Source organism: Pseudomonas sp. MBLB4136, from assembly GCF_051904765.1.
GTDB lineage: Bacteria > Pseudomonadota > Gammaproteobacteria > Pseudomonadales > Pseudomonadaceae > Aquipseudomonas.
Genome location: NZ_CP196713.1, coordinates 1,785,184 through 1,801,313, shown reverse-complemented (window position 1 = coordinate 1,801,313; position 16,130 = coordinate 1,785,184). Strand labels below are relative to the sequence as shown.

16 protein-coding genes and 1 pseudogene are annotated in these 16,130 nt (G+C 61.9%); 14 read left to right on the top strand and 3 right to left on the bottom strand.

What is annotated here, in order from left to right:
- Positions 1–120: 120 nt before the first annotated feature.
- The 7 genes from ACSX1D_RS08435 to ACSX1D_RS08405 all read left to right on the top strand — a co-directional run bounded on the left by ACSX1D_RS08435 (position 121) and on the right by ACSX1D_RS08405 (position 6,292).
- A complete protein-coding gene (locus tag ACSX1D_RS08435) occupies positions 121–633 on the top strand; it encodes an antirestriction protein ArdA (RefSeq protein WP_439861804.1) in 513 nt (170 codons plus the stop codon).
- A gap of 600 nt (positions 634–1,233) precedes the next feature.
- A complete protein-coding gene (locus tag ACSX1D_RS08430) occupies positions 1,234–1,515 on the top strand; it encodes a helix-turn-helix transcriptional regulator (RefSeq protein ID WP_439862283.1) in 282 nt (93 codons plus the stop codon).
- 11 nt (positions 1,516–1,526) lie between these two features.
- Positions 1,527–2,354 carry a replication initiator protein A gene (locus ACSX1D_RS08425; RefSeq protein ID WP_439861803.1) on the top strand — a complete coding sequence of 276 codons (828 nt, stop codon included), beginning with the start codon at positions 1,527–1,529 and terminating at the stop codon, positions 2,352–2,354.
- 244 nt (positions 2,355–2,598) lie between these two features.
- Positions 2,599–3,237, top strand: coding sequence for a ParA family partition ATPase (parA, locus tag ACSX1D_RS08420; RefSeq protein ID WP_439861802.1), 639 nt, complete (start codon positions 2,599–2,601; stop codon positions 3,235–3,237).
- Entirely contained in the window at positions 3,234–3,476 is a 243-nt protein-coding gene (locus ACSX1D_RS08415) for a hypothetical protein (RefSeq protein WP_439861801.1), read from the top strand. The genes parA and ACSX1D_RS08415 overlap by 4 nt, the downstream gene beginning before the upstream one ends.
- A complete protein-coding gene (locus tag ACSX1D_RS08410; RefSeq protein ID WP_439861800.1) occupies positions 3,473–3,997 on the top strand; it encodes a S26 family signal peptidase in 525 nt (174 codons plus the stop codon). Before ACSX1D_RS08415 ends, ACSX1D_RS08410 begins: the two co-directional genes overlap by 4 nt.
- A gap of 351 nt (positions 3,998–4,348) precedes the next feature.
- Entirely contained in the window at positions 4,349–6,292 is a 1,944-nt protein-coding gene (locus ACSX1D_RS08405) for a DUF3363 domain-containing protein (RefSeq protein WP_439861799.1), read from the top strand.
- On the opposite strand, the gene ACSX1D_RS08400 is transcribed toward ACSX1D_RS08405, so the two are convergent.
- A complete protein-coding gene (locus ACSX1D_RS08400) occupies positions 6,289–7,158 on the bottom strand; it encodes a helix-turn-helix transcriptional regulator (protein WP_439861798.1) in 870 nt (289 codons plus the stop codon). The genes ACSX1D_RS08405 and ACSX1D_RS08400 overlap by 4 nt on opposite strands.
- A 154-nt stretch (positions 7,159–7,312) precedes the next feature.
- Between ACSX1D_RS08400 and ACSX1D_RS08395 the strand changes: the two genes are divergently transcribed.
- The 7 genes and pseudogenes from ACSX1D_RS08395 to ACSX1D_RS08365 all read left to right on the top strand — a co-directional run bounded on the left by ACSX1D_RS08395 (position 7,313) and on the right by ACSX1D_RS08365 (position 12,303).
- Positions 7,313–8,512: an MFS transporter gene (locus tag ACSX1D_RS08395; RefSeq protein WP_439862282.1), complete on the top strand. Its 1,200-nt coding sequence runs from the start codon at positions 7,313–7,315 to the stop codon at positions 8,510–8,512.
- A 22-nt stretch (positions 8,513–8,534) separates the two neighbouring features.
- A complete protein-coding gene (locus tag ACSX1D_RS08390) occupies positions 8,535–9,461 on the top strand; it encodes a LysR family transcriptional regulator (protein ID WP_439861797.1) in 927 nt (308 codons plus the stop codon).
- Between the two features lie 193 nt (positions 9,462–9,654).
- Complete coding sequence (locus ACSX1D_RS08385) at positions 9,655–9,999, top strand: toxin (RefSeq protein ID WP_439861796.1); 345 nt, start codon at positions 9,655–9,657, stop codon at positions 9,997–9,999.
- Positions 9,996–10,304, top strand: coding sequence for a helix-turn-helix domain-containing protein (locus ACSX1D_RS08380; protein ID WP_439861795.1), 309 nt, complete (start codon positions 9,996–9,998; stop codon positions 10,302–10,304). The genes ACSX1D_RS08385 and ACSX1D_RS08380 overlap by 4 nt, the downstream gene beginning before the upstream one ends.
- Before the next feature lie 118 nt (positions 10,305–10,422).
- Positions 10,423–10,827 (top strand): antitoxin Xre-like helix-turn-helix domain-containing protein, encoded by a 405-nt coding sequence (locus tag ACSX1D_RS08375; protein ID WP_439861794.1) that lies wholly within the window; start codon positions 10,423–10,425, stop codon positions 10,825–10,827.
- Positions 10,821–11,327: pseudogene (locus ACSX1D_RS08370) on the top strand (RES family NAD+ phosphorylase); the annotation flags it as partial. The gene ACSX1D_RS08375 and the pseudogene ACSX1D_RS08370, both read left to right, overlap by 7 nt.
- 589 nt (positions 11,328–11,916) lie before the next feature.
- On the top strand, positions 11,917–12,303 hold the full coding sequence (locus ACSX1D_RS08365; protein WP_439861793.1) for a hypothetical protein: 387 nt from the start codon (positions 11,917–11,919) through the stop codon (positions 12,301–12,303).
- A 365-nt stretch (positions 12,304–12,668) separates the two neighbouring features.
- Here ACSX1D_RS08365 and ACSX1D_RS08360 read toward each other — a convergent pair whose 3' ends face one another.
- Both ACSX1D_RS08360 and ACSX1D_RS08355 read right to left on the bottom strand, forming a co-directional pair.
- Complete coding sequence (locus ACSX1D_RS08360; protein WP_439861792.1) at positions 12,669–13,799, bottom strand: restriction endonuclease; 1,131 nt, start codon at positions 13,797–13,799, stop codon at positions 12,669–12,671.
- Positions 13,800–14,462: 663 nt separating this feature from the next.
- Positions 14,463–15,833 carry a transposase gene (locus ACSX1D_RS08355; RefSeq protein WP_439861095.1) on the bottom strand — a complete coding sequence of 457 codons (1,371 nt, stop codon included), beginning with the start codon at positions 15,831–15,833 and terminating at the stop codon, positions 14,463–14,465.
- Between the last annotated feature and the right edge of the window lie 297 nt (positions 15,834–16,130).

Here is a 16,130-nt window from a genome sequence, read left to right as displayed (position 1 = left end):
GCGCTGGGTGGAGCCTCCGCGATTTTTCCTGATTTTTTCACCACGGCCTTAGTCGCCCTAGTCGGCAGGGGTTCACGCGCCGCGCAAGCGCAGAACCCGGAAGACGAAGGAGCGAAAGCCATGAGCGAAGCAATCAGGATCTATGTGGCCGACCTGGCCGCCTACAACGCCGGCCACCTGCATGGTGTCTGGATCGATGCCACCCTGGAGCTGGACGACATCCAGGCGCAGGTCGAGGCGATGTTGGCGGCCTCGCCGGTCGAGGGAGCGGAGGAATACGCCATCCACGACTTCGAGGGTTTCGATGGCTACCGCCTCGGTGAGTACGAAGGCCTCGAAAGCGCCCACGAAGTTGCCTGCTTTATCGAGGAGTACCCGGAGTTTGGCGGCGCCCTGCTCGCCCACTTCGACGACCTGGAGCAGGCGCGCAAGGCGGCTGAGGAAGATTACTGCGGCTGCTACGCCTCGCTGGCTGACTACGCCCAGGAGCTGACCGAGCAAACCACCAGTATTCCGCCGCACTTGGCCATGTACATCGACTACCGTGCCATGGCCCGCGACATGGAGATGGGCGGCGATGTCTTTACCCTGGAGACCGGCTTCGAGCAGGTGCACGTGTTCTGGAATCGCTAGACCGAACGCAGGGCACCGGGGCCTACCCGGTGCCTTTGTTTTCTGCGCCCCTGTCCTGCCGGCCACCCGCGCGCCCCACCCAGGAGGCTGATGCACGGGTGCACGCCCCCGGCAATCGGCGTGCAGCAGCCCCATTCTGGTGTCTGCCGACTCAGACTGTTACGGTCTTACGTCTTTACCCAAATCCGTAGATCCGCTTCTACGGATCTACGGATTTGTGCAGAAACGGATCTGCGCTTTTACGGATTTACGGAAATCCGCCGATGCGCTTTTGCGCTTCTACAGAAAGCCGCAGATCCGCAAATCCGTAGGACCGTGCGAATCTGTCTCGGTGCGGGGGCTGGTCGCCGGTGGTCGCTCGCACGAGTGGGTTGTGTTCGGTCAGCATCCAGACCCTGCGGGTCTCAATCCACTCCCCTCCTGCCTGCGCCTTCGCCCTGACCCAACCCGGCATGATCGAGCGCGCCGACTGCCGCACGGTGCACCTCCCACGTCAACGGAGGACCCCCCATGTCGCACTCACCCGAGCCTTCCCGTCACCCGCAGCCCATCGATCTCGACTCCCCGCTGCACCGCAAGGCCGGCCCTACGGCCCACGTCATGAGGCCTGTAGAGCGCGCCAGTGAAGCGCAAACGCCTCAGGCCTGCCCTTCGCCGCGCTACCTCACCAACCACGAAGCAGCGGCCTTCCTGCGCTTGTCGCCACGCACGCTGGAGAAGCAGCGGGTGATCGGCGGCGGGCCGCGTTTCCACAAGTTCGGTCGGCGGGTGATGTACGCGCTGGCCGATCTCGAGGCCTGGGCCGGTGAACGCAGCTTCGAGACCACCTTCGACCCCGAGTACCTCGACCGCCACCCGGGAGCGCAGCGTGATGAGCAGTGAAGCCCCTGCCCATGAGTCGCGACGTAGGCTCCCTGCCGGCGCAGGGCGAGCAACTGGACCTGTTCCGCGCCCTGCCGGGCGACCTGGCGCCGCGCGACGCCCAGGACCTAATGGCGCATCCGTTCTTCTCGCTGGCCAAGTCGCGGCGCACCGTACCGATCGACTTTCGCTCGGGCGAGGTGACGGTGCGCGTGGAGGGCACCCTGGATCATGGCATCGCCACGATCTGGGATGCCGACATCCTGATCTGGGCCGCCAGCCAGATCGTCGAGGCGCGCGATGCCGGCATTCCCACCTCGCGGCTGATGCGTGCGACGCCCTACCAGATCCTGCGCTTCATCGGCCGCGGCACCTCGCTGCGCGACTACCAGCGCCTCAAGGCCGCCCTGGATCGGCTGCAGTCGACCAGCGTGGCGACCTCGCTTCGCGCACCCACGGGCCGGCGCCTGCACCGGTTCTCCTGGATCAACGAGTGGAAGGAGCTGGCCGAGGCGGATGGCCGGCCGCTGGGCATCGAGCTGATCCTGCCGGACTGGTTCTACCGCGGGGTGCTCGATCAGGCCTTGGTGCTGACCATCGACCCGGCCTACTTCCGCCTCTCCGGCGGCATCGAGCGCTGGCTGTACCGCCTGGTGCGCAAGCACGGCGGGCGCCAGGAGGACGGCTGGCAGTTCGACTTTCGCCACCTGTACCGCAAGTCGGGGAGCACGGCGCGTTACTCGGACTTCGCCCTCGACCTGCGTGCATTGGTCACCCGGCAGTCGCTGCCGGGCTATCGCCTGGGCATCGTTCGACTCTCACCGTCAGTGGAACTACTGAGCTTCCGGGCCGTGCCGTAGACGGCACGGGGATATCCTCTGGAAAAGCTGTGAATCCCGACGTGCTATCAGGCGCACGCCGGCACGTGCTATCAGGAGCATCACCCTCGTGCCATCAGGCGCACGAAATCCTCTGCAGGCCACGGCTGGCGTGGCCTGCAGCCTCCCTTAACTTAACTAACTTAAAAGCTCTAACTTGTTATTGGGGCTGCGCCCAGTTGTGGATAGGTGCTGATTGGGGCGGTTTGGCCGGGGAGAAACGGCCATGATCCTCGCCCTACTCAACCAGAAAGGCGGGGTGGGCAAGACCACCCTGGCCACCCACATCGCCGGCGAACTGGCCCTGCGCGGCCATAACGTCATCCTGCTCGATGCCGATCCTCAGGGCTCGGCGCTGGACTGGACCCAGCGGCGCAGCCAGCAGGGCTTGCCCAGGCTGTTCGGCACTGTCGGCCTGGCGCGCGAGACGCTGCACCAGGAGGCACCGGAGCTGGCCCGGCGTGCCGATCACCTGATCATCGACGGACCACCGCGCATCGCCGCCCTCGCCCGCTCGGCGTTGCTGGCCGCCGAGCGTGTGTTGATCCCGGTGCAGCCCAGCCCCTACGACCTGTGGGCCAGCGCGGAGATGGTCAACCTGATCCGCGAGGCGCAGTTGTTTCGTCCCACGCTGCAAGCAGCGTTCGCCATCAACCGCAGGGTCAGCACCACAGTGATCGGCCGCGAGGCGCGCGGCGCCTTGGCCGACCAACCGCTGCCGGCGCTGCAGGCCGAAGTACGCCAGCGCATCGTGTTTGCCGAGAGCGTGGCGGCCGGTCGACTGGCCTGCGAACTGGCACCGGACAGCGTCGCCGCACGCGAGGTCAGCCACCTGGTCGACGAGCTGCTGAGGTGGGCGCCATGAGCGGCAAGCGCATCAGCATCGGTGCACGGCCGTTGGCCGATCCGCAGGCCGAGGCCTGGATACGCCAGGGCACCGCCATCGCCCCCAGCAAGGCGGCACGCTACACCGCGCGGCTGACGCTGGACGTGACGCCCGTCCTGCGCACGCGGATCAAGCTGGCGGCGTTCAACCGCGGCGTGACGGTGGCGCAGTTGCTGCGCGAGGTGCTGGAGCGGGAATACCCGGAGGCCACGCCATGAGGCCGAGCAGTCAGCGTGCGCGGTGGCCCCTGGCGCTGGCCGTTGGCAGCCTGCTGGCACTGGGTTGGGCAGCGTTCGCGACATCGCCGCCCCAACTCGTCTACAACTCCTCCGACAGCGTGCCCATCGGCTGGTATCGCATCACAGCAACCAGCACGCTTGCAGCCGGAGATCTGCTGCTGGTCCACCTGCCGCCAGAGGTGATGGCACTGGCGGCGCAGCGTGGTTACCTGCCGGCGAACTTGCCCCTGTTGAAGAGCGTTGCGGCGGTCGCGCCACAGCAGGTGTGCGTGCGTGACAGTCAGTTGGGGGTCGACGGCCTGCTGGTGGCCAGGCAGTTGCGCGGGGATCGACAAGGTCGTGCGCTGCCGGTCTGGCGAGGCTGTCGACGCCTGATGGGCGGGGAGCTGTTCCTGCTCGGCAGCCATCCGGAGTCGTTCGACAGCCGTTACTTCGGCCCGGTCTCAGCCGACACGGTGATCGGCCGGGCGCAGCCCTTGTGGCTGAAGTCGCGTCGATGAACAGACCCTCTCAGAGTCAATCCGTCTGCCGAATGCGTGTGCTCGGCTTGCGGAGTCGAGCACCACCGTCATGCCGATATAACTGCCCTCGCCTGCCGGTCTGGGACTTTGGAAGTCCACGTCCCACCTCACCTGATTACCCAACCTAGGAGCACAAAGGCACGGGAAAAGCGGAGGGCAAGATAAAAGGGGGCGGCACTTCGCTAGCCCTGGAAAGCAGTCTGCACGGGGGTTGGAGGCGGCACCGCATCAAGTTCACCAGGTGCCGTGATCGTGTTCACCCCGGATCAGCACCGGCCTATGAGCGTGCCCGGCACGCCACACTACGATCGACATGGAAGAGGAATCAGCATGAGCAAGGAGCACCATCAGAACGACGAGCAAGGCTTTCGCCCCCAGCCGGGCAAGCCGAAGCAACGCGGCCAAAGCTACATCAACCAGGTACTGCGCCAGGCCAACAAGGCCGGCGCCGGCAAGCCGCGCATAACCGGCCAGCAGCCCGGCGCCCGCCTCGGCCGTGGGCATGTCGCCGCGCGGTTCAGTGCACAGCAACTGCCGCCCAACGCCCGCCGGGTCACCATCAAGACGCGCCTGGTGAACCTGCGCCAGGCGGGCAAGCGCTCGACCCTGAGCCACCTGCGCTACATCGAGCGCGATGGCGTCAGTCGCGAGGGCGATCCGGGCCAGGCCTACGGCCCGCAGACCGACCAGGCCGATGTGGAAGCCTTCGAGGAGCGCGGCCGCGAGGACCGCCACCAGTTCCGCTTCATCGTCTCGCCCGAAGACGCCGAGCAGCTCGACGACCTGCGCACCTACACCCGCCACCTGATGAGCCGCATGGAACAGGACCTGGGCACGCGCCTGGATTGGGTGGCGGTCGACCACTGGAACACCGACAACCCGCACACCCATATCGTCCTGCGCGGCAAGGACGACACCGGCAAGGACCTGGTGATCGCGCGCGACTACATCGCCGAAGGCATGCGCAACCGCGCCGCCGAACTGGCCACCGAATGGCTCGGCCCACGCACCGAACTGGAGATCCAGCAGGGCCTGCAGCGCGAGGTGGAGCAGCAGCGCTTTACCAGCCTGGATCGCGCCCTGCTGCGTGAGCGCCAGGCCGGCGTGCTGAGCCTGAAGCGCCTCGCCAATCATCCGCGCCGGCAGTTGCTGATCGGCCGCCTGCAGCACCTGCAGCGGCTGGACCTGGCCCATGAGGTTCGGCCTGGACAGTGGCTCGTGCGCGACGATGCCGAGGCGACCCTGCGAGCCCTGGGCGAGCGCGGCGATATCGTGCGCACGCTACAGCGCGCGATGGGCGGTACGCCGCGAGAACTAGCGGTATTCGATTCCGGTAACGGCAGCCCTGCGGTGACCGGCCGGGTGGTGGCCAAGGGGCTCGCCGATGAACTGCACGACCGTGGCTACCTGGTGGTCGATGGCCTCGATGGCAAGGCCCACTACCTGGCCCTGCCGGCTCGCACGGAACTGGCCGACTACCCCATCGGCGCCGTGGTGGAGGCGCGGACACTGAGCGAACCGCGCGCGGTGGACCGCTCGATTGCTGCGCTGGCGGCGGGCGGCCTCTATCGCACCGATCAGCACCTGGCCCGGTCGCAGTCAGGCGACGGGGCGGATCCCACGGCGCTGGCCGAGCGCCATGTAAGGCGCCTGGAGGCCCTGCGCCGGGCCGGCATCGTCGAGCGGGTGGCCGAGGGTGTCTGGTGTGTGCCGGCCGACCTGCCGGAGCAGGGACTGCGGCATGACGCCCGCCGCCTTGGTGAGGTCGCCGTGGAGCTGCGCACGCCGCTGCCCATCGAGCGGCAGGTCAGGGCCATCGGTGCAACCTGGCTGGACCAGCAGTTGCTCGGTGGCAGCCGCGAGCTGGCCAACCATGGCTTCGGCACCGAGGTGCGCGAGGCCCTGCGCCAGCGTGCGGACTTTCTGGTGGAGCACGGCCTGGCCCAGCGCCAGGGTCAGCGCGTGGTGCTGGCGCGCAACCTGCTGGCCACCCTGCGTGGTCGCGAGCTGACGGCGGCGGCGCGCGAGATCACGGCGCAGACGGGGATGCGGCACCGTCCGGTGGTCGAAGGCGAGCGGGTCAGCGGGGTCTACCGGCGCAGCCTGCAACTGGCCAGCGGGCGCTTTGCCCTGCTCGACGATGGCATCGGCTTCAGCCTGGTGCCTTGGAAGCCGGTGATCGAGCAGAAGCTCGGCCAGAGCCTGTCTGCCGTGGTGCAGGGCAACGGCGTGTCCTGGCAATTGGGCCGCCAGCGCGGCCCATCGATTGGTTAAGCGGCCGGTACTCCAGCCGGCTCGGGCGCCTGCTGCAGCCACTGCTCGAAGGCGCGGCTCTGCGCCCTGCCCTCCTTCGCCGCGTAGTAGACCAGACGCAGGTGGCGGTCCTCATCGATGGTCAGGGTGGTGTGCTCGAAGTCGACGGGACCGACATCCTCGATGTGCAAATGACGGATGCCCTGGCAGGGGCCGTGGATGTCCTGCTGGCGCCACCAGGCCTTGAAGTCGGGCGAGGCTTTTTCCAGGGCCTTCACCAGCGCAGTTATATCCGGGTCCTGGGTGGCACGGACGAAGTCACGGCGGAAGCTGGAGAGGATCTGCAACGCCTGCTCGTCCCAAGGTTCGAACAACTCGCGCATGGCCGGGCTGGTGAACAGCAGCCACAGCAGGTTGCGCCGCTCCACCGGCTGCGCGGCGAAGCCGAACACCCGGTCCGCCGCGCCATTCCAGGCCAGCACGTCCCAACGCAGATTGAGCACGTAAGCCGGGCGCGTCGGCAGGTCGCCCATCAGGCGGTGGATCAGCGGCGGCACCACGCACCAGGTGCGCCCCGGCTCCGGCGGCAGGCGCTGGTGGGCGAGGAGGAACAGGTGACGGCGCTCGGTGGCGTCGAGCTTGAGCGTGCGCGAGAGGTTGTCGAGGAAGGTCGCGGAGACGCTGATGTCCCGCCCCTGTTCGAGCCAGGTGTACCAGGACAAGCCCACCCCGGCCAAGGCCGCCACCTCCTCGCGGCGTAGCCCCGGCGTGCGCCGCCGACTACCCGCCGGCAACCCCACCTCCTCCGGCGAGATGCGTTCGCGGCGGCTGCGCAGGAACTCGGCCAGTTCCGCCCGGGTAGGTTCGAGGGTGCGGGGCGCGCTCATCCGATTACCTCTAGTAACAGTATAAACAGTCAAATTGTAACCCTTATAAATCCCGAGAAGAATAGCCCTCCACAGCCGCAAAGACTTGTACCAGACGCTACAGCCTTCAGCTGTTCCACCCACGCGCCACCCTGGAGCGCAAGCGAGCATGAGCATGCACACACCCAAGCATTCCCCCATCTATCTGATAGCGCTGGGGGCCTTCGCCCTCGGCATGGCCTCCTATGTCACCGCCGGGTTGATCCCGATGATCGAGGCCTCGTTCGCGGTGTCCGTCGCGGTGGCCGCGCAGTTGGTCACCGCCTTCACCCTGGCCTATGGCCTGGGTTCGCCGATCTTCGTTGCCCTGACCCCGGCCCACAGCCAGCGTGCCGGCCTGCTGCTGGCCCTGGGCCTGTTCGTCATCGCCAACGCCGCCAGTGCGCTGGCGGAGAGCTTCACCGCGCTGATGGCCTGGCGCGCCATCGCCGGCATCGGCGCCGGCGTCTACCTGGCCATGGGCATCGGCGCCTCGGCGGCGGTGTCCACCCCGGAAAAGCGCGGCCAGGCCATCGCCATCATCATGGGCGGCATGGCCAGCGGCGTGGTGCTGGGCGTGCCGCTCAGCCTGCTGATCGCCGAGCAACTGGGCTGGCAGGCCGCCCTGTGGCTGGTTACCGGGCTCGGCCTACTGGCCTTCTTCGGTCTGCTGCTGAAGCTTCCGGCACTGCCGGCCGCCACCGCCAGCACCCTGGGCCAGAAGCTGGCGATCCTGGGCGACGGCCATGTGCTGGTGATCCTGCTGGTGTCGCTGCTGGCCGCCATCGCCAGCCTCGGCATGTACACCTTCATCGCCCCGCTGCTGGCCGACCCGGACTATGGGGCGGTGCGCTCGGTCACCCCCTACCTGTGGGTCTGGGGCATCGGCGGCGTGCTGGGCAGCTTCCTGATCGGCCCGCTGGTGGATCGTATCAAGGGCCCGGTGCTGACCTTCTCCATCATGCTGATCCTCGCCGTGTCGCTGTTCGTGCTGCCGCTGGCCGCAGCCCTCAGCACCTGGCTGGTGATGCTGCCCATCGCCGTCTGGGGCGCGGTCGGCTGGGCGCTGCAGGTGCCGCAGAACAACGAGCTGATCCTGGCACGCCAAGCCCAGGGCGACGGCAACCTGGCCATCGCGCTGAACGAGTCGGCGCTCTACCTGGGCAGCGCCATCGGTGCCGCGGCCGGTGGCTTCGTGCTGCTGTTGCAGCTGCCCACCTGGACCCTCGCCGCCAGCGCCGGTGGCGTGGCCGCCCTGGGCGCCCTGCTGCAGATCATCAACCTGCGTCGCCAGCCGAGCTGGAGCAGCGACGTGCAAGCCGAACCCTATAGCTGATTCATCGCCAGGAGGTGTGGGCATGGAGTTGCGCCATCTTCGTTGTTTCATCGCCGTCGCCGAGGAGTTGCACTTTGCCCGGGCGGCTGCGCGCCTGCATATCGAACAGTCGCCGCTCTCGCGGATCATCAAGGAACTGGAGTACCGCCTGGGCGTGCAACTGTTCGAGCGCACCACGCGGCGCACCCGCCTGACCTGGGCTGGCCAGGTGCTGCTGGAGGAAGCGCGCCGGATCATGGCCGTGGTAGACCAGGCCAAGGCCAGAGTCAAGAGTGCCGCCGCCGGCTACCGCGGGCGCATCCGGGTCGGGCTGTCCGACGGCATCCCCCAGGCACGCCTGGCCACCCTGCTCGCCCAGTGCCGCGAGGAAGAGCCGGAGGTGGAGATCTGCCTGGCTGAGGTCAGCTTCAGCGAGCTGGTCAGAGGGTTGAACGACGACCTGTTCGACATTGGCCTGGCCCAGTCCGCCGAAGTCGGCGACGGCCTGGTGGCCGAACCGGTCTGGTTCGATCCGCTGGTGGTGGCGGTACCGACCCGCCATCCCCTGCTGAGCTATCGCCACGTGCCGCTCGACGAGGTGGTGCGCTACCCCCTGGTGCTCTGCGATCCCCAGGTCTGCGAAGGCTTCTGGCAGCAGTTGCAGCGAGTTCTGGGCACGGTAAATACCCGGCTGACCATCGCCGACCGCGTACCGACCCTGGACCTGATGATGGCGCTGGTGGCGGCCGGCTACGGGCTGGGCTTCTCCAGCCTGACCAAGATCACCGGGCTCAACAACCCCGATGTAGTGGCCCGGCCGCTGGCCGACTGCCCGGCAATGCTGACCACCTACCTGGTGCGGCGCGAGGGCGAACCGTCCGAGCAACTCGGAAGGTTTATCGGCCGAGTGATACCTGCAGATGACCAGAGCTGCCTGGATGACCAGGCGCAACGATTAGAGATCGCTTGATGAACAGGCGCCTCAGAGTCGAAGGACAATCGGACTCGCCGGCCGGGTCGTGCTACCGAAGAGCCAGGCTGGGTGCTTCAAACAATGTCACCGCGCAGAGACACTTTGGCCTATCGACTGCCTCGTACGGCGCAACACGCTTCTTGACAGGATGCACCGCACCTCTATAAATATACGCAAATAGCGCACATATATGAAAGCACTGTTCGTCGAACTGTCCCCGTTCGAACGCAATCGCAAGAGCTATCTGGACGACGAAGAGTACTCGGCGTTTCAGCAAATGCTGCTGGCTAACCCGGAGGCCGGCGCGGTCATCGCCCACACCGGCGGACTGAGGAAGATCCGTTTCGGCGACCCCAAACGCAGCAAGGGAAAGCGAGGCGGGATTCGGGTTATTTACTACTACTGGCACAGCGGGTCGCAGTTCTGGCTCTTTACCCTGTATGACAAGGACGAACTCGACGAGCTGAGCAATGACCAGCGCAAGCAACTGAAGGCACTGCTGGATCGAGAAGTGAAAGCGAGAGAATCACCATGACCAAGCGCAATATATTTTCTGAGCTGATCGAAGGCTTCGACGACCTGACTGCGGCACGCGAAGGCAAACGCACCTTGCGCACCCACAAGGTCGAATACAAACCAATTGAGCCTGCGACTGGTGCGGAAATCGTCGCCCTGCGGGAAAAGCTGCAGATGTCGCAGGGGGTCTTTGCCCAAGCCATCCACGCCAAGCCGGCGACCCTGAAAAACTGGGAACAGAACCGTTCGAAGCCCAATGATCAGGCCACTGTCCTGATCCGTATCCTGAGCAAGCATCCGGAACTTATTCGCGAGCTGGCATAGGTCGATGGGTACTGTTGTTTCCCGTAACAGTGCCGAGTCGGCTATACCTTCGGGCGGCTTGAGCTACTGATTCAATAATGCTGACCTTGAGTCTTTAGACCCAGATTGCCCCCACGCCATGAAAACTGCCAGCCAAGCCCAGAGCCTCTCGAAAAGCCAATGCGCAGCGGGCCTGCGTGCGGCGCTGAATATCCTGGACAGGTCGAAGGCGTCCTGCGAGCAGGCCTGCCACATCTTGCGCATCTCGCGCAGCACCTACACCCGAGCCCGGCAACAGGACTCGGCGTGGTCGGTCAGCCTGGACGACGATCAGATGCAACGCATCAGCTTCGTGCTGAACATCCACGCGGCACTGCGCCAGGTGTTCGACAACCCGGAAAACGTCTACGGCTTCCCCGCGATGGCGAACCGCAACGAGTTCTTCAACGGGCGCGCGCCGCTTGAGGTCATGGCCCAGGGCGACATGATCTCGCTGTACGAGACGTTCCGGTGCATCAGTACTCTTCGCAGTGCCCAGTGGTAGCGCTCGACGGCCTTGCCGCCCTGAAGGGCAACAGCCTGCAGGCCTACCGCCTGCTCAACTCCAAGCCTCCCCCATCGCCCTGTTCGATGACGTGGCCGACGCCGAGACTTCGACGTGCTCAGTCAGCTTCAGGCACTGACCAACCCCAGGTTGAAGAATGAGCGTAACCGGCTAGAGCTAATTCACCGCGAGCAAATCCCGCTCGGTATTCCGGAATGTTCCTACAGCGCCCTTTACCCATGTGAACCCGACCGGCTCGCGCTTCAGCAACCGCAGCTTCAGCGTGCTCTGCCTAGTCGACAGAATGGACACTGCGATTGCCGAGGTCCAGCATCACTAGGAGCGCTACTGGGCGAACATGCCGGTGCTCAATTACAAACGCTTCGTCTTCCGCGGACTGACCTGCAGCTTCGCAGATGCTGGGATAAAGGACGCGACACCGGTGCCGCTGTCGAACCCCATCTACGCCCCCTGACGACGACACGCACTCGCATCAACTCCCGTACCCCCAGATAGATAGTCAGTGCAACTCGCAAATTTTGGCCTGTCGCAACAGGCTGAAGTCGGCAAAAAGCGGACATCCAAACACCAAAAAAATCTACCCCTTTGTCGGACACGAGTTTCCCCCTCGCACTCTGCCCTTCGCCTTTATCGACTGGGCGCTTGCGGCCGTCTAAGCTGTCGTGTGTACATCGTTTGGCCCACAATTCGCTCATCCGTATCCATCATCTCTACCGGGGGAAAACAGATGACACGCAGCCATATTGAGTCCACGAACACAGCATTCGCCTGCACGCTAGTAGGCCGCACCGTAACCATTAATCGAGATCACCAGATTCTCTTGGACAACAACGGGGCAGAACTCGCCCGTACTGTCTCGCGTACCGACTGCAGCGACAAAGACAGTTGTCCAATTGCCAGGCGCTACGGCATGTCCACCCAATACGATTGGTCCAAGTGCGTATTCTGCAAATCGACTTCACAGTCCCAGTGACCGCATGCCTAGCACCACCGAATGTTAGTGCTTCTTGCCCAGGCTTAGGGGCCTGCTGTTGAACCTTGGCGTTGAGGCTAACCGGAGAAAAAATCATGCGGGCTCTTCTTGTTCTCATCGCAACGATTTTTATATCGCCAGTGCTTATCGCTGCGCCAGCGTTCAACGATGCACAACTGTGCCAAGCAGCCATTGCCACAAATAACGGACACAGTGCCAGAGCAGTTAAGGTTTTATCTTCCCAAGAGGGTATCGTGGAGGTCTCTTATCTGCGCCCATCAGACGGAAAGCATTTCAAGTTCTGGTGCAAAATTGAGCCAACAGAGATTCGATGGAAAGACGAATACATAGGGCGGTGGTCGCAAAACCTTCGGGTCTATTACAAGAAGTTGGACGAAAAGACTCTTGAGGTTCGTTCAGTGATCCTTGGCGAGGAAAATCATGCCGACATAAAAAAATTCTCACATAAAGACTTCAAATAGCCATTGCGGGACAGAAAAATTGGACGAATTAATTTATAGGGTAAACTCTCATTTATTGACCGGTTGTTGCCAGTCGCGAGTGGCTGCTCTGAGTTGGAAGCTGCCCATTACGAAAGACCGGAACCAATAGGGTGTGCAGAATTTTGTGTAACCGGGGTTGGGGTTACTGCTGCGGCAGCCTGTCTTCGACCTGATCGTAAAACGCGTCAACGCCGCCTTCCAGGTTTCAGGACACGCAACTGGGCTAAACAGCCACGGAAAAAGCCTCTGGTAAGCCGAGGGGCGGGTTCCCCCTAAATAGTTTAATGATATAAACTATATCTTTTGGTGAATTAATCGGCCGCACTTTCCCATGACTTACAATATTACCTGGTTCCGCTATAGATTAGTACTTCAACGCCAAGCTTATCTGCCATCTCTCTTGCGGGCTCGGTAAAACCTGAAGTTGTAACGACACAATATCTGGAACAGTCATGAAAACGACCTCCAGAGTATGCCTGCATGATTGCGTCAACTCCAACCAGGGATTCGTAATTCTTGCACTGAATCGCAATTGTTTCTGAGTTTGACTCGGCAATTATATCCACGCCAAAGTCGCCGGAAGTCTTAGTTAGTGTCACCCTATATCCAAGCGATTCATAGAGCCTTGAAATCGACACCTCTAAGTCTTGACCTTTTGAGGTCGTACTAGGGAGCGTTGGAGTGGAAGAGTTTTTTGAGTAGATGAATCTCTCAAAAAGCAAATGCTCAACCTGTCCTTGGTAAGCAAAGTCCTTCTTCAATAGTTTACGAATCTTGGCCCAATCAAGCTCGCCGGTTACGAGCCTGACATTTCGTCCATTAAAAAAGTTCAATATGCTTTCTTTGTGCCTTATTAGGAACTCTAAAAAAGGCGACAGTCGCCCCAATTCCTCATATAATCCAGCAATAAACCTAGAGAAGTCTTGGGCTGCCAGAATTCCTTTGAGTCCGCAGCTGGAGGTATTGCCATTAAGACTTTTGCATATGGATGTGTAATTATCCATACAGTAGTCATCAAGCACTTGCGAGAGATTTTCTTGGTTGAATAATTCATCTTTTTCTATGAGTGTTTTTGTGATTTCAATAATGTGGCTAGAGATTTTTTCTGGCGAATCACTTCTGGATACTCTCAGATCTAGCTGAAAACTGCTGGCGGCCTCATTAATGCTATCAATTAGGCACTTGAATTTATTTGCAATGTCGAATCGCGGGTCGTTATAGAGGTTGCAATCAAAGTCGGCGGAGCATTCATCGTGGCTTTCATAGTGTCTATATTCTTCATAGTGGGCCAGCATGTACTCAAACCCCTCATAATCTTCATGGTCTATTTGGCTGACCGAATATATTCCATATAGCTCCATGCATTCTTCGGATATTTCATTCCACAACTGCACTATCCGTGCAGAATCAGGTGTAAAAATCCCTGACTCTCCTAGTATGTATTGAGCAAATTTTTCATCATCAAAGTAATGCACCTGTCATTCCCTCCTGCTCTTCGTGCGGAGACCCGCTCGCGAATAAAAATATTTTAGCTGCGCACGCAGCCTAATTGGCTAGCTGGCATTTATTAATAATCATGGCTGACTAAATTGTAGTATCCCAAAACTTACTTGCAATTCTTCTTGTAAATTATCTTTGTTGTAGAACTCGGTGGGATGGGAGTGGGGACTGGATCAAGCTGAAATGCCAGAACTGGCAGGAATTTGCTATTGTGGGGTAGCCATGCTATGAGGGCGGAAGTGGACACCTGCAACGTAATGCCCGGGCCGAATGGCTGGAGGCTTCAGAAAGAGCCGTTGGGAAGTAGGGGGGGGGGGCAGTGCGTCCTATGTACGCGACTTCGTTGAACGCCGCTTGGCGGAAGGCTTTATACGTGGCGCGTTGCTGGCTAGTGGGCAGGTCGATGTCAGTGCAACACGTTAAATCCCGAAGTGGCTTTTTTACTTGAGCAGGCTGTACTGAAAGTCCGCTTCTGGCCGATTCTGTTGAAAAAGTAGGTTCAGCGGCAGCCAGCCGGCCGGATGTGCCTGCTGTCGAAGTGGCTGGAAGCCACTTCAAGTTGCCTTTCGGCGTATCACTGAGCTTCCTTGCCCAGGTCTGAAGGTTATTTCGAGGGTTTCTGCTCGCCGCAGGCGCACCTATCCCGTGATCGGCGGCCCGTGAGGCAGTAGCTTGGCCATACGTCTCAGGTTTTGCACGGTCGCCGCCAAGGTGAATTCGTCAGTCGCACCCGTCAGTCCACGCAGTCGTAAACGGTCGAGTTTCATGATCCGTTTGAGGTGGGCGAACAGCATCTCCACCTTCTTCCGTTCGCAACGAGAGACGAGGTATTCCGGCGTCTTGGCGATGCGTCGCGCCACGTCACGGGCCGCTTCATGGATGCTCCGAGCGATCTTGCGGAATGCGGTATTGGGGCAGCACTTCGCTTTCAGCGGGCAGGTGGCGCAGTCAGTTTGGCTGGAGCGGTAGATGATGGTGTTGGCCTTGGTCACCCGCGATCTTTGCTGGGTGAAGGTGCGCCATGCACTGCGCAGCGGTTTGCCGGCTGGGCAGCGGTATTCATTGGCCTCCTGATTCCAGTGGAAGTCATTACTGGAGAGGCTGTCGTCCTTGCGTTCGGTCTTGTCCCACACCGGCACATGCGGCTCGATGTTCTTCTCTTCGACCATCCAGGCCAGCATCGGCGCAGTGCCATAGGCGGTGTCGCCGATGAGGCGTTCCGGTGTGAGGTCGAACTGCGCTTCGACACGCTCAACCATCGTCCTGGTCGAATCGACCTCGGCGGTACGATGCGCCGGAGTCGACTCTACATCCATGATCACGCCGTGCTCGGTGTCGATCAGGTAGTTGGTGGAGTAGGCAAAGTAAGCCGGGCCGCCTGGCGCTGCTGTCCAACGGGACTGAGGGTCGGTGAGCGAAATTTTCTTGGGAAGAGTCTCAGCCAGCGCCTCTTCATCAAGGGCTTCGAGGTACTCGCGTACGGCGCGGCTGCTGAGCTTTGGATCACTCCAATCGACTTCATCTCCCGCCACCCCACGTTGCCGGCTGGCATCCGCCTTGATGATGCTGGCGTCGACGGCGAAGCCTTCGCCCTTGACCAGGCCGGCCGCCATGCAGCGTCGCAGCACCTCATTGAACAACCAGCGGAACAGGCCGCTGTCACGGAAGCGGCCGTGGCGATTCTTCGAGAAGGTCGAGTGATTGGGGACTTCATCCTCCAGACCCAACCGGCAGAACCAACGGTAGGCCAGGTTGAGGTGCACTTCTTCGCATAGCCGTCGTTCGGAGCGGATGCCATAGCAGTAGCCGACGACCAGCATGCGCACCATCAACTCCGGGTCAATCGAGGGTCGCCCGATGGGACTATAGAAATCCGCCAGGTGGGCGCGCAGGTCACTGAGATCCAGGCACTGGTCGATGCTGCGCAGGAGGTGTTGCGGCGGGACATGCTCTTCCAAGTTGAACGAGTAGAACAGCCGCTGCTGTCCTCCCGGTAACTGTCCCATCATGCTGTTCGCCCCCGCGCTCGCTGACAGAGCAATTCTGCCGGCGTCTCGGGGTGGCAGCTACTTTTTCAACAGAATCGCCCGACTCCAGCCTATCGCCACCGGCTGCATTGGGTCGACTGCAGCCGGTTGTCACAGGCGGATGAGCCCCAGGGGCCAGACGCGGTCGGTAGCTGCAGGCCAGGCCATACGCCCCCGCCTCCATCATCATTCGGCGAGGATGATGCAGCCCTCCGGATACTGTCGTACTGGATGTTACTGTTAGTACGTTCTCAAAGAGATCGTAGGCTGGGTATGTCT